This window comes from Kitasatospora sp. NPDC056731 (assembly GCF_040687675.1).
Classification (GTDB): Bacteria; Actinomycetota; Actinomycetes; order Streptomycetales; family Streptomycetaceae; genus Kitasatospora.
The window spans coordinates 169,054-187,467 of record NZ_JBFBNR010000010.1; the positions used below are offsets into that span (position 1 = coordinate 169,054).

15 protein-coding genes are annotated in these 18,414 nt (G+C 70.2%); 5 read left to right on the forward strand and 10 right to left on the reverse strand.

Going from position 1 to position 18,414, the window contains the following annotated elements; all coding sequences use genetic code 11:
- Positions 1-73: 73 nt before the first annotated feature.
- Positions 74-745: a DUF6009 family protein gene (locus AB0R04_RS13130; RefSeq protein ID WP_363370590.1), complete on the forward strand. Its 672-nt coding sequence runs from the start codon at positions 74-76 to the stop codon at positions 743-745.
- A 279-nt stretch (positions 746-1,024) separates the two neighbouring features.
- Here AB0R04_RS13130 and AB0R04_RS13135 read toward each other — a convergent pair whose 3' ends face one another.
- Together AB0R04_RS13135 and AB0R04_RS13140 are read right to left on the reverse strand one after the other, a co-directional pair.
- The gene (locus AB0R04_RS13135; RefSeq protein ID WP_363370592.1) at positions 1,025-1,342 is read right to left on the reverse strand and encodes a hypothetical protein; all 318 of its coding nucleotides are present in this window, start codon (positions 1,340-1,342) and stop codon (positions 1,025-1,027) included.
- Entirely contained in the window at positions 1,339-2,544 is a 1,206-nt protein-coding gene (locus AB0R04_RS13140; protein ID WP_363370594.1) for a Shedu anti-phage system protein SduA domain-containing protein, read from the reverse strand. The genes AB0R04_RS13135 and AB0R04_RS13140 overlap by 4 nt, the downstream gene beginning before the upstream one ends.
- 338 nt (positions 2,545-2,882) lie before the next feature.
- On the opposite strand from AB0R04_RS13140, the gene AB0R04_RS13145 reads away from it, so the two are divergent.
- Together AB0R04_RS13145 and AB0R04_RS13150 are read left to right on the forward strand one after the other, a co-directional pair.
- Positions 2,883-4,013 (forward strand): hypothetical protein, encoded by a 1,131-nt coding sequence (locus tag AB0R04_RS13145; RefSeq protein WP_063348647.1) that lies wholly within the window; start codon positions 2,883-2,885, stop codon positions 4,011-4,013.
- A gap of 257 nt (positions 4,014-4,270) precedes the next feature.
- Positions 4,271-4,759, forward strand: coding sequence for a hypothetical protein (locus AB0R04_RS13150; protein WP_363370596.1), 489 nt, complete (start codon positions 4,271-4,273; stop codon positions 4,757-4,759).
- A 113-nt stretch (positions 4,760-4,872) separates the two neighbouring features.
- Here AB0R04_RS13150 and AB0R04_RS13155 read toward each other — a convergent pair whose 3' ends face one another.
- Entirely contained in the window at positions 4,873-5,832 is a 960-nt protein-coding gene (locus AB0R04_RS13155; RefSeq protein ID WP_363370598.1) for an aldo/keto reductase, read from the reverse strand.
- Positions 5,833-6,014: 182 nt separating this feature from the next.
- Between AB0R04_RS13155 and AB0R04_RS13160 the strand changes: the two genes are divergently transcribed.
- Complete coding sequence (locus AB0R04_RS13160; protein ID WP_063348644.1) at positions 6,015-6,431, forward strand: VOC family protein; 417 nt, start codon at positions 6,015-6,017, stop codon at positions 6,429-6,431.
- A gap of 1 nt (position 6,432) precedes the next feature.
- Here the strand turns inward: AB0R04_RS13160 and AB0R04_RS13165 are convergent, their stop codons facing one another.
- Positions 6,433-7,140, reverse strand: a complete 708-nt coding sequence (locus tag AB0R04_RS13165) for a helix-turn-helix domain-containing protein (protein ID WP_363370600.1) — start codon at positions 7,138-7,140, stop codon at positions 6,433-6,435.
- A gap of 213 nt (positions 7,141-7,353) precedes the next feature.
- Positions 7,354-8,892 (reverse strand): MFS transporter, encoded by a 1,539-nt coding sequence (locus AB0R04_RS13170; RefSeq protein ID WP_363370602.1) that lies wholly within the window; start codon positions 8,890-8,892, stop codon positions 7,354-7,356.
- 233 nt (positions 8,893-9,125) lie between these two features.
- On the opposite strand from AB0R04_RS13170, the gene AB0R04_RS13175 reads away from it, so the two are divergent.
- A complete protein-coding gene (locus tag AB0R04_RS13175; RefSeq protein ID WP_363370604.1) occupies positions 9,126-9,878 on the forward strand; it encodes a TetR/AcrR family transcriptional regulator C-terminal domain-containing protein in 753 nt (250 codons plus the stop codon).
- A gap of 155 nt (positions 9,879-10,033) precedes the next feature.
- On the opposite strand, the gene AB0R04_RS13180 is transcribed toward AB0R04_RS13175, so the two are convergent.
- From AB0R04_RS13180 to AB0R04_RS13200, 5 genes are all read right to left on the reverse strand, one after another.
- Positions 10,034-12,436 carry a terpene synthase family protein gene (locus tag AB0R04_RS13180; protein ID WP_363370605.1) on the reverse strand — a complete coding sequence of 801 codons (2,403 nt, stop codon included), beginning with the start codon at positions 12,434-12,436 and terminating at the stop codon, positions 10,034-10,036.
- Positions 12,437-12,646: 210 nt separating this feature from the next.
- Positions 12,647-13,894, reverse strand: coding sequence for a hypothetical protein (locus tag AB0R04_RS13185; protein ID WP_363370607.1), 1,248 nt, complete (start codon positions 13,892-13,894; stop codon positions 12,647-12,649).
- Complete coding sequence (locus AB0R04_RS13190; RefSeq protein WP_363370609.1) at positions 13,891-15,864, reverse strand: hypothetical protein; 1,974 nt, start codon at positions 15,862-15,864, stop codon at positions 13,891-13,893. Before AB0R04_RS13190 ends, AB0R04_RS13185 begins: the two co-directional genes overlap by 4 nt.
- Positions 15,861-16,643, reverse strand: coding sequence for a toll/interleukin-1 receptor domain-containing protein (locus AB0R04_RS13195; protein WP_363370611.1), 783 nt, complete (start codon positions 16,641-16,643; stop codon positions 15,861-15,863). Before AB0R04_RS13195 ends, AB0R04_RS13190 begins: the two co-directional genes overlap by 4 nt.
- 67 nt (positions 16,644-16,710) lie before the next feature.
- The gene (locus tag AB0R04_RS13200; RefSeq protein WP_363370613.1) at positions 16,711-18,003 is read right to left on the reverse strand and encodes a helix-turn-helix domain-containing protein; all 1,293 of its coding nucleotides are present in this window, start codon (positions 18,001-18,003) and stop codon (positions 16,711-16,713) included.
- Between the last annotated feature and the right edge of the window lie 411 nt (positions 18,004-18,414).

The window sequence follows — 18,414 nt, forward strand, 5'->3', positions numbered from 1 at the left end:
ACAGGCGGTCCGGACGGTTCACGCCCACAGACCGAGGGCAGGCTCTGCCACAGTCCACTCGGGAGGAGAGCGCGTGAACAGGGACCCAGATCTCATCCGTCACGAGGACGGCATTGTCTGGACCGAGAGCATCGGCAATTTCGACTACGTGCGCGAATATCTGGAGGTGGCGGCTGGCACCCGTCGCGGCCCTGTCCGTTGGAACGGGCATGGCCGGCGGGTGGGGTACTCGATGCTCAAGCCGGACGCGCCGGCAGGCGAAGCGCCTTTTCGGTTCGCCCGTCGCGTCTTCTGGATCAAGGAGCATGACCGCTCAGAGGAGCCAGATGGCGTGTACAAGGACTGCGCCCCCTCCGAAGGCGTAGATCCCCGCACCGTCGCCGCCAGGGTGTGGGGTGAACTGACCGAGCGCGCTTGGGGAGGACCGCTGCCAACCGCCAGCACGCGATCGGTCGTCACCTCAAAGTCCGGACCTCAGCAGAACTTGATCAAGGTCGGCGAGTCACTGACAAGCGGCACTGCGTTCATCGGGGTGGCGCCCACCAAGCGAGGTCTCGTCGACATCTACATCGACTGCGCAAGCGGGAGCCAGCTCGGCGACGGCAGCCATGTGATCTCGGAGCTACTCCCGCCCGACCAGGCGCGCGAGCTCCTCACCACGATCATCAAAACAACCCCCTGGCTCCAGGAAGCCCTTGCGCTCTCAGTGGTGGACGGGTGGCTCACGGGCGACTTTCCGAAGTAGGCCCCTCGGCCGCCATGGGCTGCCCCAGCCGGTTGCCTGGTCTCAGTTTTGGTCTCATTCACCCCCGTCCGGCCGGGTTCAGCCACCGTCCAGCGGTTCGCTCCGTCGCAGTTCAGGACGGGTGTGAACCCCGGCGGACGGCGTTCGGGAGAATTGGAAAGCGTATTGGGGGCAACCCCTCACGAGTTCGAATCTCGTATCCTCCGCCGGCAGAAGGCCCGGACCGTTCCGACGGTCCAGGCCTTCGTCGTTGCCGGACTGTCCCCGCCCGCATCATGGCTACCGCTGGCGCAGGTGGCGAGAGGCCGCCAAGCAGGAGGACAGCCAGGTTGCCTCTGGTTGGTCAATGATCAGGCCGCTGACAGTGATCACCCCGTCCATGACCTCGCCGACCCGGATCGAGTGGTCGCCGACCCGGAACAACTGCCAATCCGCATCGCTGTGCCAGAGGCGCGCCGTCTTCTCCCCTCGACGCTGGGCGAAGACGAGTTCCTCGCCGTGCTCGTTCAGGAAGTAGCCCACGTAGTCCTTCGCGGTGATCAAGTCACCGCACAGGCGAGCCAGGAGTTGCTCGATCGAGGGCTGGACGTCAGTCATGCGTGGGGCTCCTCAGCGGCTTCCGAGTCCTGTTGCTCGGATGACAGCGCAAGCATCCGGCTGGCCGAATCGAGCAGGGTCTCGTAGGTGATCACTTCTATCCGGGTGGCGTGTGTGTTGTAGGTACGCAGGGTCTCCGCGACTTCCGTCGGCGCAATACCTCCCCCCACATAGCGCGTGTGGCCGATCACAATGGTGGCCGAGGCCCTGCGACTGTCGACTCCGTAGTCGGCCAGGATGGTCCGCCGGTTCTCGTCCAGTGTCCGCAGGTAGTTCTGCGCCTGGGAGACCGCCTGGTGAGGTGGCGCGCCCAGCATCAGATGGCCGCTGCGGCGAATCACCAAGCTCTCGATGTTGGCGCGCTTGAGCTCGACGACGTGCAGAGAACCATCGGCACGCAGGAGCGGGATGTCCAGGATGGTATCCGGGGTGTACTGGCGGCGCGCCAGCTCACCCACATAAGCCCCGCCGAAGATCCACGCCTGATTCTTCAGGCAGGCATGAAGCGCGCTCTCGGAACTGGCCGGATCGTCCACCGCAGCCCTCAAGGCCGCGAGGCCGGCCCGCCTGGCCTTGAGCTCAAGGAACTGGGCCAACAGCCCCGCGTCAGCATCCGCCAGGACATCACCCAGCAACCGGGCGGACTCCGCAGAGACCGGACGCGGCAGACTTCGCAGGACCAACTCAAGGTGGCCGTACTGCTGGAGTCGCCGCACCTCCCGCGTGGACAGCCGGACCCCACCCTCGCCAGCCTCGACTCCCAGATGGTCAGCGGACTGGGCAATGCCCCGGAAGAAGTCACGGGCATCTGCGGCTGTCGCGTCCGGATTGTCACGGCAGAGCACGTCAAGCGCGGCAACCGCCCGGTCGGCACCAAGAGCAGCCATCCTCCGATGAAACTCCTCACCACGCTGCTGAGCGTCCTCGTCGTAGTACCCCTCCACAACTTCGAGGAACAGCTCTCCGTCGGCGTAGCCGGCGAATCGTTGGAAGCGCTGGGCAAGCCCGAAGTCACCACAGAGGATGGCCCCTTGGGCCACATCGTTCAGGGCGTCCACCAACGGCCGACCCTTGCCGTACGTGCGGTCCGTCCCCATGATGCGCAACACCGTGTCGATTCGCTGCTGGACGACCGCGTGCTCGGTGAGCCCCTTTGCTGCCTCGACCATGCGCAGGAGCGAGAAGCTGGATCTGAATCCCATCGGGCCAGCCTAAGGTCGGGTACTGACAGCACAGCCTTGCCAGCTGATTGGTCAGAGGTCGCCTACCAACAAACTGCCAGGTGCCGCTGAACCAGGGCGCGTCGCATTGAAGGACATTGCTCTGGCGGTGGAGGACGATGTTGCCGTCGGGCTGCATGACCGCGTGCGCACCCCAGTTGGCCCAGGCTCCGGAGCTCCAGAGTTCGAATCTCGTATCCTCCGCCGGCAGAAGGCCCGGACCGTTTCGACGGTCCGGGCCTTCGTCGTTTCGCGGTGCGGGCACACCGCTGGGTGAACTCCGCGTGCTGGGTGGTTCGGCTGCGGCATAACTTTGAGTCATGAGACTTCACTCTTCGCGCACGAGATTCTGGGGGCGGGTCGGCGTGGTCGCCGCCGCCGTGGTGGTGTTCGGCGCCACGGCGGTGGGTGGCGCCGTCGGCCGGGCGCCGTTCCTCGGGCCGCTGAACACCGTGTCACCGGTCGCCTCGACCGTGCCCGCGAACGGGGACCAGAACCCGTACGGCACGTTCGTGGTCCAGCACAGCGTGGGCAAGCTGCGCCGCGGCAACGTCCTCATCAGCAACTTCAACAACGGGCAGAACCTGCAGGGCACCGGGACCACCCTGGTCCAGGTCAGCCCGGACGGCACCGTCGGCGAGTTCGCCCGGATCGACCCGGCGAAGCTGCCCGGGCCCTGCCCCGGCGGGGTCGGGCTCTCGACCGCGCTGACCGTTCTGCCGGGCGGCTGGGTCGTGGTCGGCAGCACGCCCACCACCGACGGCACCTCCGCCACCGTCCAGGCCGGCTGCCTGCTCGTCCTGGACAGCAACGGGACGGTCCGCGAGACGATCGTCGGCGACGGCATCAACGGCCCGTGGGACATGACGGCCGCCAGCTTCGACGACCGCGACGAACTGTTCGTGACCAATGTGCTGAACGGCACGGTCGCGGGCGGCGGGGCCGAGGTCGACCAGGGCACCGTCCTGCGGATCACCCTGTGCCGGCAGGGCGACGCACCGCCGCAGCGGCTCGCGACCACCCGGATCGGCTCGGGCTTCGGCCAGCGGACCGACCAGGCCGCCCTGGTGATCGGCCCGACCGGCGTCGGGCTGGGCCACGACGACACGCTCTACGTGGCGGACACCCTCGCCAACCGGATCACCGCGATCCCCGACGCCGTCCACCGCACCACCGACGCGGGCACCGGCACCACCGTCAGCACCGGCGGCCACCTCAACGGGCCGCTCGGCCTGGCCGTCGCCCCGGGCGGCGACGTCCTCACGGTGAACTCCGGCGACGGCAACCTCGTCGAGACCACCCCCGCCGGCGACCAGGTCGCCGTCCGCACGCTCGACAGCAGTGGCACCCCGCCCGGCGCCGGCGCCCTGTTCGGGCTCGCGGTCGACCTCGACCACGACGCCGTGTACTTCGTCGACGACGCCGCCAACTTCCTGAACGTCCTCCACTGACCGCAACGCGCGGCGACAGCCGGAAGGCCCGGACCGCTAGAAACCACCTCACGCGGTCCGGGCCTTCGTCGGCTCCACGGCCCCGACCGGTCGGCCGGTACCGGAAGTGACTTCCGCCCTCCCGAGCTGCGCCGCGAGAGGAACTAATCGATCCTTAGTCTCGGAATTAGTCCAGGTTAGTACCTGGACACCTGGACACATGACGTGCAAGTATCTGTCCTGCCGCCAGACGGGCGACACGTCGGAGGGGAAGAAACATGACGCAGGACAGCCAGCAGTTCATCTCGGTGCCGGTGCCGGCTCAGTACGTCACGCAGGTGTACGCGTTCCTCGCGGAGCTCTCGGGGGCCGCTGCGGGGGCCGCGGTGGCGGCGGCCGAGGGGGGGCCGCAGGAGGACGGCGAGTGGCCGTTCGTCGAGTGGACCGTGCAGGATCTGCGCCGGCTGACGGCCGATCCGCTGGACTCGGTGCAGGCGGTGACCGGGGTGCTCGACATCCTGGCGAAGCAGCCCGGCGAGCGGGTGAGTTACACGTCCCTGGTCGAGCTGCTCGACGTGGACCGGAAGCGGCTGCGCGGCGTGCTGTCCGCGTTCACCCGGGTCGTGCACAAGCACTACGGCCGACGGAACTGGCCGATGAGCTGGGTGGAGGCGCTCAGTGACGGGGCCGAGTTCAAGTCGGAGTTCTTCTACACGGTGAGCGAGACCACCGCCAACCGGTGGCGGGCGGTCCGCGCGCAGGGCTGACCGCGCCCGGGGCTGACGGCGCACAGCCGGTTCGAGGCGGGCGGCGCGGGCGGCGCGGGCGGCCAAGGAGGGTTGGTTGCGGCCCGGCCGCCCGGCCGTGCGGGACGCCGCGGTCAGGCCGCGGTGTCCAGCCGCCGGCGCTGGTCCTCGTCGAGCACCAGGTCCAGGGCGGCCAGGCTCTCGCCCAGCTGGGCGACGGAGCTGGCGCCCACGACCGGGATCGTCGGCACCGGGTGGCCCAGCAGCCAGGCGAGCACCACCTGGTTGACGGTGGCCCCGGTCTCCTTCGCCACCTCGGCCAGGGCGGCCAACTGGGCCTGCACCACCGGCCACTGGTACTTCTCGGACAGCGGTCGGTCGGGCCGGCAGTACGCGCCGCCGAGCAGCGGGGAGTACGCCAGCAGCAGCAGCTCCGGCCGCTGCGCGACGTACGACAGCAGTTCCTCGTCGGCGTGCTTCTGGATACCGAAGTCCGCGTCCGGCCGTGGCCGGAGGTAGCTGTGGCGCTGCTGGACGCACCGGTAGCCGGGCCAACCCCGCTGCTCGGCAAGCTCGTTGGCGGCATCCAGGTCCGCGGCACTGTGGTTGCTGCAGCCGAGCCGGCCGACCTTTCCGTCGGCCACCAGCTCGGCAAAGGCGCCGAGGGTCTCCTCGACCGGGGTGGACGGGTCCGTCACGTGGGCGTAGTAGACGTCCATGCGGTCGGTGCCGAGCCGGCGCAGGCTGCCCTCGGCCGCGTTGCGCAGCGCAGCGGCGGACAGCCCCTCCATGTGTTCGGGGAAGGGGAGTTCGGGCACCGGGCGGGCTCCCGCCTTGGTGGCGAGGACCAGTTCGTCGCGGTTGCGCCGGCGGGCGATCCAGCGGCCGAGCAGTTCCTCGCTCTCGTACCCCGTCCCGCCGGGGGCCCAGAAGGCGTAGTTGTTCGAGGTGTCGACGAAGGTCCCGCCGGCCTCGGTGAACCGGTCCAGGATCGCCGTCGCGGTCTGCTCGTCCACGGTGGTGCCGAAGGTCATGGCGCCGAGGCACAGCGCGCTGGCCTTCGGTCCGTCAACTCCTAGGCTGCGGTACAGCATCAGTCATCCCTCCCAGGGGTCGGTAATGGTGGTGCGGGCCGCGATCGGGGCGTGGCGCGCCGCGATCCGGTCACCAGAATCATTACCCCGGCCGCGCCCGACTCGGCCAATGCGCGGACCAGCCGGGAGGCCGTCCGATTCGTTCAAGACGGGGCGTCCGGGCGCCGCCTACCGTGACGGGCATGAACAGCACACCAGCACCGCAGTTCGCCGTCGTGGGCCTCGCCGTCTCGGACCTGGCCGCCTCGATCGCCTTCTACCGGCGGCTCGGACTCGCGTTCCCCGACGGGGCCGAGCAGGAGCCGCACGTCGAGGCCGTGCTGCCGGGCGGGCTGCGCCTGGCCCTCGACCCCGAGTCCACCATCCGCTCGTTCCACCCGGACTGGCGTCCGCCGACGGGCGGCGGCCGGACGGCACTGGCGTTCCGGTGCGCCGACCCCGCCCAGGTGGACGCGGTCTACGAGGACCTGGTCGGCGCCGGGTACCACGGCGAGTTGAAGCCGTGGGACGCCTTCTGGGGCCAGCGGTACGCCGTGGTGCACGACCCGGACGGCAACGGCGTCGACCTGTTCGCGCCGCTGCCGGGCGCCGCGGACTGAGTCAACGGGGCAGCAGGGCGGTCGCCGGCATTCCCGCCAACTCCCGGACGTCGCGCGCCAGATGGGCCTGGTCGGCGTAGCCCGTCCGGGCCGCCGTCTCGGCGAGGGGCACGCCGGAGCGGGCCAGCGCGAGGGCGCGCTGCAAGCGGAGGATCCGGGCCAGGGTCTTGGGACCGTAGCCGAAGGCGGTCAGTGAGCGGCGGTGCAGTTGCCGCGCGCCGAGGCCGACCGCCTCGGCGGTCGCCGCGACCGAACGGCCGGCCGCCAGGGCATCGGCGACCGCCCGGACGAGCGGGTCCACCGGCCGCGCGTCGGCCGCCAGGCGCAACACCAACTCCTCCAGGGCCACGGCAGGGTCGGGCGCCGCGTCGATGCGCCCGGTGCGGCGGCGCACCTCGGTTCCGGGCCGGAGGTCGGCCAGGTCGACCCGCCGGTCGCGCAGTTCGTGTGCGGGCACGCCCAGCAGGGCGGGGGCGGCGCCGGGCGGGAGGCGGACGCCCGCCCACGGGCCGCGCAGCCCCGGTCCGAGCTGGAAGGCGCGGGTGTCCGGCCCGGCGACGAGGAGTCGGCCCTCGGTCCAGAGCAGGTCCATGCAGCCGTCGGGCAGGACGAGCCCGGCCGCGCCGCCGCCCGTGCTCCCGACGGCCCGGCGCCTCCACACGACCGCTCCCGGCAGCCTCGACGCCCGCTCCGCGTACTCGGGGGACATGGGGCCCAGGCTACGCGCCGCCGCCGGGCGCCGCCGGGGGCCGGCGACACGTCGGCGGCACGCCCACGGCCCCGGCCGCGCGAGGCGGACGGGGCCGAGACGGACAGGACAGGGCCGAACAGGACAGGGAGGGCAGGGCAGGGCCAGGCAGGGTAGGGCAGGGCAGGGCAGGGCAGGGCAGGGCAGGGCAGGGCAGGGCAGGGCAGGGCAGGCTCAGCCCACCCGCTGGACGACCTCCGCCTCCGCCTCCACCTCCGCCGCCGCGCCCTCCACCGGGCCCGCCGCCAGAGCGGTCTTCCGGCCGTCCCGCATCAGCACCAGGGTCAGCCCCGCGGCCGCCAGGACGGAGATCCCGCCCGCCGTGAAGGTGACGGAGGCCGCGGTGTTGAACGCGTCGCGCGCGGCGGCGGCCAGTCCGCCGTCCCCGGTGCTCGCGGCGAGGGCGAGCGCGTCCGTGATCGCGTGCTTCCCGGCGGCGGGCGTGTCGGTGGGCATCGAGCCGGTGAAGGTGCTGGACAGGACGGCGCCGAGGATGGCCACGCCCAGCGCGGAACCGGACTGCTGGATGGTGTCGTTGAGCGCGGAGCCGACGCCGGCGTGCTCGCCGGGGATCGCGCCCATCAGCGCGTTGGACGCGGCCGGCATCGCGAGGCCGGAGCCGGCGCCCAGCACCAGCATGGCCAGGGCGACCTTGGCGAAGCCGTCGCCGACCGAGAGCGTGGCCAGCAGCCCGAACCCGGCCGCGATGATCAGCATGCCGGCCGAGGTCGTCACCCGCGGGGCGACCTTCTTGCTGAGCACGGCGCCGACGGCGTTGAACACCAGCGAGGCGACGGCCAGCGGGAGGAACGCCAGGCCGGTGTCGGTGGCCGAGAACTTCAGCACGAACTGCAGGTACTGGGTGAGGACCAGCATCAGGCCGCCGGTGGCGAAGGTCAGCAGGACGAGCGAGAAGCTGGCCCCGGTGAACACCCGGTTGCGGAACAGCTTGAGCGGGACCATCGGCGAGTCGGTCCGGACCTGGCGGACGGCGAACCCGGTCAGCGCGAGCACCCCGACGACGAGCGTGCCGAGCGTGCCGGGGCTGGTGATGCCGTCCCGGGGCAGCACGGTGATCGACCAGACCAGCGCGGTCATCCCGGTCATCGAGAGCACCATGCCGGGCAGGTCGGGCCGACGCCACGGCCCCCTGGACTCCGGCATCAGCACGACCGCCGCGATGACGGCGACCACTGCGACCGGCACGTTGAGCAGGAAGACCGCGCCCCACCAGAAGTGCGCGATCAGCGCACCGCCGAGCACCGGCCCGCCGATCATGCCGATCATGGCCACCGCGCTCCACGCGGCGATCGCCTTGGGCCGTTCCTCGTCGTCGAAGACGGTGATCAGGATGGAGAGCGTGCTCGGCATGACCAGGGCTCCGCCCACGCCCATCAGCACGCGTCCGGCGATGAGCTGGCCGGGGCTGTCGGCGACGGCCGCGACCAGGGAGGCGGCGCCGAACACCACCAGCCCGATGATCATCATCTTCCGCCGGCCGAACCGGTCGGAGAGGCTGCCCGAGGTGAGCAGCAGCCCGGCGAAGACCAGGATGTACGAGTCGATGATCCACTGGATGTCCTCGGCCCCGGCCCCGAGGTCCGCCGCGATCTGCGGGATGGACACCGTGAGCACCATGTTGTCGACCACCAGCACCAGGCTGCTGAGACAGAGCACGACCAGGATGAGCCAGCGGCGCGGATGTCGGTCCACCGCGGTCCCCCTTCGAAGTGAGCGCGCCGGCCGTAGCCGGACGGAAGTCGTCGCGGGTGCACCGCGGCCCGTCCCCACGGCCGCGGTACACCCCGCTCCGCACACCGTGCGGACACCACACACTGTACGGAGACCGCACAGCGTTCGCAAAGCCGTACGGTGTGCGGCGCGGCTTATGCTGAACGGAGCAGCCGAGCCGAGCACAGGCGGGCGAAGACCGAGAGGAGGGCCGGATGCCGGCCAGGTCGAAGGACGCGCCCGGGACACCGTGGAGCCGCCCCGAGCGCCCCCGGCGCGAGCAGCCGGCGCTCAGCCGGGCCCAGATCGTCGCGGAGGCACTCGCCATCCTGGACAGCGACGGCATCGAAGCCCTGAGCATGCGCAAGCTCGGCGCCCGCCTCAACGCCGGCGCCACCTCGATGTACACCCACGTCGCCAACAAGGACGAACTGCTCGCCCTGGCCGTCGACGAGGTGTTCGGCAAGATCTGGATCCCGGCGGTCACCGACACGAACCCGGCGGTCTGGCGCGCCACCGTCGCCGAGTGCGCAGGCAGCGTGCGCCAGGTCATCCTGCGCCACCCGTGGATGGTGTCGGTGATCGGCGACCTGGGGCTCGTCTACTTCGGGCCGAACTGGATGCGCCTCTCCGAGGCCCTGCTCACCTTCCTGGAGGCGGCCGGCTTCACCCCGATGGAGGCCAGCGACGCGATGCGGGCCCTGCTCGGCTATGTCATCGGGACGGCCAGCGTGGAGGCCTCCTGGCTGAGCGCACTGGCCCGGCACGGCCGGGAGGAGCAGGGCTGGATGGACGAACTCCTGCCCGCCATCATCGAGGCCACCCGGGACTTCCCGCGCCTGCACCGCCTCTACACCACCGACGCCAACGGGGTGACCGACGGCTCCCGCGACAGCGGCTTCACCAACGGCGTCCGGCTGATCCTGGACGGCATCGAGGCCACTCGGCAGGCCCGGCCTGCCGGTTGACGGAGCGTCACTTCCGGCTTGGCGCCCGGGCCCCGACGTAGCCCGGCCCCGGACCGACCGCGCCGCCCGCACCACCGACCGGGCCGCCGGGGCGGGCGGCCAGTGGTGCGGGCGGCCAGTGGTGCGGGCGGCCGGTGGTGCGCAGCACCCTCCGGTCAGCCCAGGGCCGCCACCCCGGCGGCCGGAGCCGCGCCGGCCAGCGGCGGGCGCAGCGAGGCTGTGCCCAGGCCGGTCGGGCCGAGCGGCACGGCGGCGGGCGCGGGCAGTTCCTCGACCGCCGCCCCCGCCTTGAGCTCCCGCTCCGCGCCGAAGTGCCGCAGCAGGTCCTCCTCGCGGTACCGGCGGCAGTCCCGGTGCCAGACCAGGATGCCCGCGAGCCAGTGCTCCAGCTCCTTCACGTACCCGTCCAGCAGCTCCCGCGCTTCCGGCTCCAGCGCGAAGTCGTCGTACAGGACGGGGAGTTCCTTCGCCGCGACGTGCTGGAACTGGTCCAGCCGGGAGTGCATCAGGTCGTCGACGATCCGGACCGCCGACGGGTAGTCGCAGTTGAAGAAGTTCTGCACCACCAGGACGGCGTTGTGCACCTCGCCCTCGTACTCGACCTCCTTCTGGTACGAGAACAGGTCGTTCATCATGCACGCGTAGTCCGCGGCCGAGTTCTCCAGCGAACGCATCGAGCCGTGCTCGTGCACCCCAGGCGGCACGGCCTTCCCGTGGGCGAGCCGGCTCAGGCTCATGGTGAGGTCGGAGCCGAAGGTGGCGCGGCGCATCTCCAGGTAGTCCACCGGGTCCGGAATCCGGTTCTGCACCTGGTTGTTGAGCTCCCAGATCCAGCTCGCGGTCATGTCCTCGACGGTCTGGCGGAACATCCGCCGGGCGTCCGCCGTCATCGGGCCGGCGGTGCGCTCCCAGATGTCGGCGAGGCCGCGTTCCAGGGCATTGGCGGGCTCGGGCGCGGGGCTGCCGTCCACCGGCATGAACAGCGGGAGCCGCTCGTTGGCGAGCTTGGCGCCGGCCAGGTCGCGGGTGCGTCCGAAGACCGCCGGGTAGTAGTCGTCGGCCCAGGTTCCCCAGGCCAACCAGGCGGAGGAGACGTCGAGTTGGTCGGCGGTGGCGTTCGGGTGGATGCCGGCCGCGCAGAGCGGGAGGTCGTAGTCCCGCATGGACGCGGCGTCCCAGATGCCGGATCCGGGGATGCCGGGCTGCTCCGCCAGCAGGCCCATCCGCTCGGCCCACTCGATCACCCGCTCCCGCGCGCCGCCCAGGTGCGGGTTCAGGGTGGCCTCGAACGGCAGCTTGAACTCGGGCAGTTGGGACGGCCCGACGGGCTGGTACGGCAGGTGGCCGTGCGACCGGGCCCGCCGGACGGCCGGTCCGACACCGCCCGGGCCGGCCGGACTGACCGGACCGACCGCAGGTCCACCGCCGCCCATCGCCCCGCTGCGCAGGATGTCCAGCGCCGAGGTGCCCACCCCGCCGATCGCGAACGGGTCCCACCAGTTGCCGGCACCGGGCAGCGCGCCGCCCGTTCCCGCCGCGACGCGGCCGCCCGAACCGGCCGCCGCACCACCGCCGTTCATGTACCGGCTGGAACGCATGTGCCACTCGTGGCCGCCGGACTGCCAGTCCTGGAGGCCCTTGACGTACGCCAGCACCCGGGCGCGACCCTCGGGGGCGAGCCCGGTCTCGGCGAACAGCACGGGCAGTTCGGTGAACACGGTGTTCTCGAACTGCTGGAGCCGCGAGGTGAGCAGGTCGTTGACCGCCTCGGCGGCCTCCTGGGTGGAGCACTCCAGGAACTTCTCCAGCACCAGGATGCCGTTGCTCAGCTCGCCCTCGTCCTCCACCTCCCGTTGGTAGGAGAAGATGTCGTTGCGCAGGTGCACGCCGTCCGAGAAGGCGTCCATCAGCACCCGCAGCGCGCGCGAGCCGGAGACCTCCTTCGGGACCTCGGCGCCGGCCGCGTACTCGACCAGTTGGGCGGACCAGGGCGCACCGCCCACCTTGCGGCGCATCTCGATGTACTCGACCGGGTTGGAGATCCGGCCGGCGTTGATGTTGGCAAGCTCCCAGAGCGACTCGTTGAGCAGGTTGCGGGTGCTCTCGGCGAAGCGGATCCGCCAGTCCTCGCCCATCACCGGCACGGTGCGCCGCCACAGGTCGGCCAGGCCCGCCTCGACCGGGTTCTCCGGCTCCGGCATCGGGGTGGCCGGGTCGGCCGGCATGAACAGCGGCAGCCGGTCGAGGTGCGCCTTGCCGGCCTCGCGGTCGTTGCTGCGCTTGAACATGTCGAGGAAGTGGTCGTCGAAGAAGAAGACCCACACGTACCAGTCGGTGACCAGCGAGAGCGCCTCGGCGGAGGCGTCGGGGTGGGTGTAGGCGCAGAGCAGGCCGTAGTCGTGGGCGTCCAGGTCGGCCTGATCCCAGATGCCGGAGCCCTCCAGCATGCCCATCTCCCGTGCCCAGACGGAGGAATGGGCCCGTGCCTCGTCCAGATGGGGGTTGAGGCGTGCCGGGTGCGGCAGGTAGAAGGACGGCAGTTCGAACGGCTGGGTCACGGCGGGCGAGCCTTTCTGGACGCGTCGATTGCACCAAGAATGGCCCGCCGGCAGGGCGCCGCACCGGCGCAACGGAAACAGTCATACAAGATGACCTACTTGCTCGAACCCCCCGCCCGAACTTCCGCCCGAATACGCGGTCCCGACTGGATCGCACGCACGGGTCGCACGCTCGCCGACCTCCGGTCCCGCTGCGCCGCCCCCTCATCCTCAACCCTCGTCCCAGTCCTCGGATCCATGCCCGGTCCCGTGCGAAGTGCCGCTCGCAACGAATCCGTTCAACCCGCTGTCGACCTTGCCCCAGGAACCAAACGGGCCGTCACTACGGTCCTCCGCCGGGCGTTGCTGACCTGGAACCGCCCCTGCGCCTCCGTCACCGTCCCCACGCAGACTCTCCCGGATCAGCGACGCCTGATTCGGACGGCCCATCGCATCGGTGAACTCCGCCACTCGGTGCGCGTAGAGCCTCCGCTCGGGGGAGTCCTTCATCAGATCGACGTCATCCAGCAGCTGGTTCAGCGGCCCGACCACCCGCGGCCCCGTTCCGGACCCGTTCGGCCCCTCCGGCCCAGGAGTCCTCGGAGACCACGGCGCGGCCCAGTCTTCCCCCTCATCGCCCCCGCGAGGCCACCTGGGCGTCACATCGTCCTGGAAGGGACCCGCCTCATCGACCGGCCGCGGAACCAGGTGCTCGTACAACTCATCCACAGCCTCGTTGTTGGCCGCCGCCGACAGTTGCGCGAGCGGACCGATCATGTCGACGGCCTGTACGACCTCGTCGTCATGCCGCGCCAGCCACCACACCACCGCGCTGCCAGGCGATTTCAGGACGTCCTCGCCGAGGTAAGCCCGCTTGCTCTGCTCGTACCGTCGCTCGTGCTCCCAGACCTCCTCCGTCTTCCGCACCTCGGACAGCTTCCCCAGCCGGCTGCGGTCATCCTCCGGAAGGCTGAGCGAAACCCGTCCACCCATGACCTCCACCAGGGCCGAGGGGTCCTGGCCCTGAATCCCGAGCACACCGTTCAGCTGGTGCCGGACCAGGTCGAGCCGCCCCGGATCCTCGTTCTCAGTCACCTCCCGCGCGCGGGAGAGCACGGTCTCGATCGCCAGACTGGCGGGACTGGCGTGCACCAGGCCGGTCATGTTCGGGATCGGGCGCCACCAGACCGTCACCGAGAAGATGAAGTCGTAGTCTGGGACCCGGCTGGGCAGCGCCACCCGGTCCACCCGGGTCTCCTCATACGGGGGCTCGTCCGACTCCGAATCGGCATCCGTCCCCACCTCAGCCTCCGACTCCGGGGCTCGTGCCATGGCCAGCAGGGCCGCCAACACCGCAGCCACCACCGCTGGCACCGCCCAGAGCCAGACCGGCCACCGTGCCGACAGACCGAGAACCACGGTGACTGTCCCGGCCGCGAGGGCCAACCCGACGAGCGCCGCCTTCCCAGCGCCCTTCACCAGCCTCTCCCCTCGGTCGATTCGGCCGAGGACAGGTCCAGCGGCTCGATGCCCTGCGCGCGGTCGATCTTCCAATGGAAGCGCGCCGCCACGTCGGCTCGGCTTACAGGTGTCAGTGCCTCATCCGACGTGGCTGCCCAGTCGTACGCCAGAAGGTAGTAGCGGCTGAGCACGGCGATCCGCCGGTCAGCGGTGTGAAGACGGTCAGCGGCATCAATCAGGATCTCCATCAGCTGCTCACCCCCGTCCTCCGCCGGCCGGGCGGCCGAGAGCCATGCCTCGACCCCCGACGCCCACAACTCCGTTGGTGCCACCGCAAGGACCGCCGCCCAACCCCGCGCGAGCACTTCCTTCGACGCCTCGACGGGCGGTGGCTCCACCAACGCCAGAAAGATCTCGGCGTCCGGCTGCCAGGGCTCCGACCGCTCCAGGCCCTCGCACACCCGGCCCAGCAACCTCGGATACAACCGTCTGTCCGTGCGGGCCAGTTCGAGCAGGGCCTCCCGGGCATAGTGCGAGCTGTTCACCTCCTCCCTCCGGGCAAGATGGTGCAGCCGGACGAGTGCCTGATCGGGGTAGTGAGGAGCCATGACGTCGACACAGATCTGTGCGAGCCCCCGCACCAGGCCGGGATGGATTTCCGGGTCGATCGACCAGCCGTAAATTCTCATCCGGAAGTCCGAGCCCCAACGCTCGTCCATGAGCCCCTGCCTCAGCACCACCAGCGCCTCCGGAAGCAACCCGGTCCCCTCCATCCACGCTTCCACGAGGTCCGTCAGCGAACGGAAGTCACCGACGTTCAACACCTGTTCGGCGAAGCGGCCGACCAGACGCTGCCGCTCGGCCGGATCCAGCCACTCCGTCGCTCTGACCGCATCATCGACCCAGGTCCGGAACGTCTGGCGCAGGTCCGGGTAGTACAGCCAGAAATGCGCGCGAACGGCTGACCCGTACGCCAGTGCCTTGAAGCGAATCCGCCCCTCGCTCACCTCCACTCCCAGCTCACTCAGGCGTTGGTTCAGATCGGTGCGGTCGAGCCGGGGACGCTCGTCCTCCGGGTAGTCGACCCTCGACAACAGCCGTTCGGATAAGCGGAACACCGAATCGACCGGCGCCCCGTCCAGCATCGCTGCGGTGAACAGCAGCGCCCGCTGGCGCCCGTCGTTCAGGCTGGCGATCTGCACGGCCGCCTCCCTGCCGCGCTCCCGGAGGGCCACAAGAGCCAGGCTGGCCCACGTATCGAATTCACCGCCTTGCGAGCGGGCCTGGATCACCAGTTCGGACAGCTGCTGCAACTCCCGCATGGGAGAGCTCCCCAGAAGCTCTCCCAGAACCGACCTGTCCAGCATCGAGCGCGACACCTCGATATCCGCCCGGCGCAGGTGCCGTTGCAGTACCGCACCGCCGTTCGGACGACCGATCGACACCACCAGTTGGCGGAACTCCGACCGCAGGAGATGGTCGTGTTCCGGAGGCAGGACCACGGCTAGCCAGCCGCAGCAGCGCTCCACCCGGCCCCAGTACGTCTTCAACAGTGCCTGCGCGTCGAAGAACTTCTCCTCTGACACGTCCGACAGGTCGAAGAGAACGCGCTCGCCCATTGCCAGCTCGGTCGGCTCATCCCGCAGACCGTCCAGGGAGATCTCACGGAACGGGTCGCCAGCCTTACCCGCCCGGTGCAGCAGCACGACAGCGGCGGTCCGGCGTCCAGCTCCGGAGGGGCCGGACACGAGGACGGACGAGCCGGGCGTCTTCAGCTTCTCGATCGCGCTTCCGTAGCCGGACGGAGCGATGAATCGCTGGCCCAACCAGCGCCTGTGTTCGAGCGCCACCCGCAGCGGATCGCCGCCGCCGCGGATCAGTCGCTCCCCAGAGTCGTAGCGGTAGTAGAAGTTGTATTGGGCGCCACTCCCCGTGTGCGTCTGCCCCTGGACGTTGTGGATCCGTGTCCCGTCCTCGTGGTAGGTCACCACCGCCGCTCCCTGCGGTCACGGCGGTCGCCGAACTCCTGGTTGATGTTTCCGCGTTCGAGGTAGTTGCCGCCGTCACCGTGGAACTCGACGCTGCCGTGGCGGATGGTGTTGTGCTGGTCTCCGCCCCCGGTGTGCACCTGGCCGCTCGCGTTGTTGATGAACGTCCCCACGTCGCCGCCGACGTTCCCGACGCCTCCGCTCTGCTCGTGCCGGTAGTCCTGAGCCTGTACCACGCTTCCGTCAGTCCGGCCCACCTGGTTGCGGGTGCTTTCGGCACTACTGGCGTTCGCGATCCGCCGCTCGGCCGCCGCGAGTTCGGGGATCGCCTCGGAAAGGTCGTCACCGATCCGGTTGAGGCCGGTCTCCGCGTCACGGGTGTCAAGACGGCGATACTGGCATTCGGCCAGCTCGGCGATCTCCGGGGGGAGATCGTGCCGGTCGAGCCGTGTGGTGCGGCCGACGAGTACCGGTACGACGAGAGCTCCGCTCTCGAAGGCCTCGGCGATCTCCTTCCGGGTCCAGTCCTCAGGATCGTCCAGCGCGCGCCGTCCGTCCGCCGTGCGGGCCTCTCCCCAAAGCGGGCCGATGACCGCGATGAGCACGCTGCTGCGGCGGACGGCGGTGAGTAGTTCCTGGGGGAAGCGTCGACCGATCTTGATGGACTTGCTGGCGCGGAACACCCGGTCGCTGCCGAAGCGCCGGGAGAGCTCTCGCTCGATCAGGGTGGCGGCGGCTTCCTGGTCACTGGTGCGGTAGTTGACGAAGATGTCGGGCATAACGGGTCACCTCTCTGGTGGATGTCGGATGGGGACCGGCCGTGGACGGGCCGAGGCTTCACGTGGTCTACGGGTGTAGCGCCTGGGCTAGCAGGGGCTGGAGGTCCCGTACCGCCCGGCCGGTCCGGAACCGGTTCAGCTCACGGGCGAGCCGCTGCACGTCGGCCCGGATCGTGGCCGACCGCAACGCCGGGACCAGCGGCAGGAGGACTGAGGCGACCTCGCTGGCACGCTCCGGCTCCCCGGCGGCGGCGTGCGCAAGGGCGCGTCGAAGGCCGTAGCGGGCTCGGCTGCGGACAGCCTGCGCCGGAATCCTCGGGTACTCGCGGTCGAGCACCTCGGCCGCTGGTCCAGGGCGACCGAGGTCGTACAGACACCAGCCGGTGACCATGGAGGCCGGGTCGGCCAGGTTCGTGGTACCGAGGACGGGTGTGCCGCCACCGTCCTCGACCTCAGCCTTGGCCAGCAGGTCGCGGGCGCGATCGAGACTCCGCAGGCAGGCGGTGTGGTCCCCGGCGAGAGCGTGCCCCTGGGCTTCGCGCTGAGCAGCGAGGCCGCGGATTCTCGGTGGCAGGCCGCTGGTCTGCGCGGGCCCGACAAGCTGTACGGTCTGGGTCGCATCACCTGCGTAGAAGGCGACGAGGGCGCGCCGGACCAGGGCATACGAGGTGAGGTCGCGGTCGCCACCGGCCTCGGCAAGGTCGACGGCCCGGGCGGTCCATCGAAGCGCAGATGGATTGTCGCCTGCCTCCTGGGCCATCCAGCCGGCGTACTCCGCGAACCGAGCGGCCAGCACGAGTAACCGGCCGTGGTTCACGCCACCAGCCTGCATGGCGAGTTCGCGCAGGGCGTGTGTCTGGGCTGTGAGCAGGGGAAGCAACGTGCCGGGGTGGCTGGACTGGCCGAGGCGCCGCATCTGGTCGAACTGGGCGCGGAAGATCTCCACTGGGGCCGAGTCCGCCACCGCTTCCGCTGTGGCGACGAACGGTAGGGAAGCTGGGAGCCCGTATCCGAGCAGAGAAGTGGCCCCGGCGGCGAGCAATTGCCGCCGTCTGAGCTCTCCGGACCAGCGAACGCCGCCGCGTTCGATCTGGAACAGCGGCTCCTCGTCTTCGGTGACCACCTCCTTGTCGAGCCGTATCGGCTCAGCCGGGAGAAGTTTCTCCAGCTCACCACCAGCGGCGAGCTGGGCGTCGCAGCGGCGGGCAAGCTCGGGCGGTGGCGCCTTGTGGCCGCGTTCGATCTTGCTGAGGTGACCTTTGCTGTAGCTGAGCAGTTCGGCAAGCCGGGTGAGCGTCAGCCCGGCTGCGAGTCGGCGCCTGCGCAGCTCCGGGCCGAACCCATTCGAGTCATTAGACATGGCCATGCCAATCCTTCTTCTGGAATCCGACCGTCCACGGTTTCGCATCTTGGGCCGGAAGCGGCCTCCCCTCGCTTCCGCCTGAATCTTGGCATGCGATCGAGCCGGTGAAACGGGGAATGTCAGGGTTTCCCGTTTCCTCTTTCCTGCTCGAATGACCATGCGAACAAAAAGAGTTAGCGACATATCCATGCACGAGAGCCCGCAGCGCGAACAGGCAGTTCGCCGACCCGGCTTCGGGGGCCAACCGGACGGACGACAGCGCCGAGGTGCCCGTGGCCAGCGCGGGCAAAAAGTACTCCGACGGCTCTCCCGACCGCCGGATCGGGTGTCTCAGGCGGTCGCTCCGCCAACGAACAAGCCAGCTACGCCAAGGCCCTGGAACACCAAGACTTCCCCTGCTACGGGCGT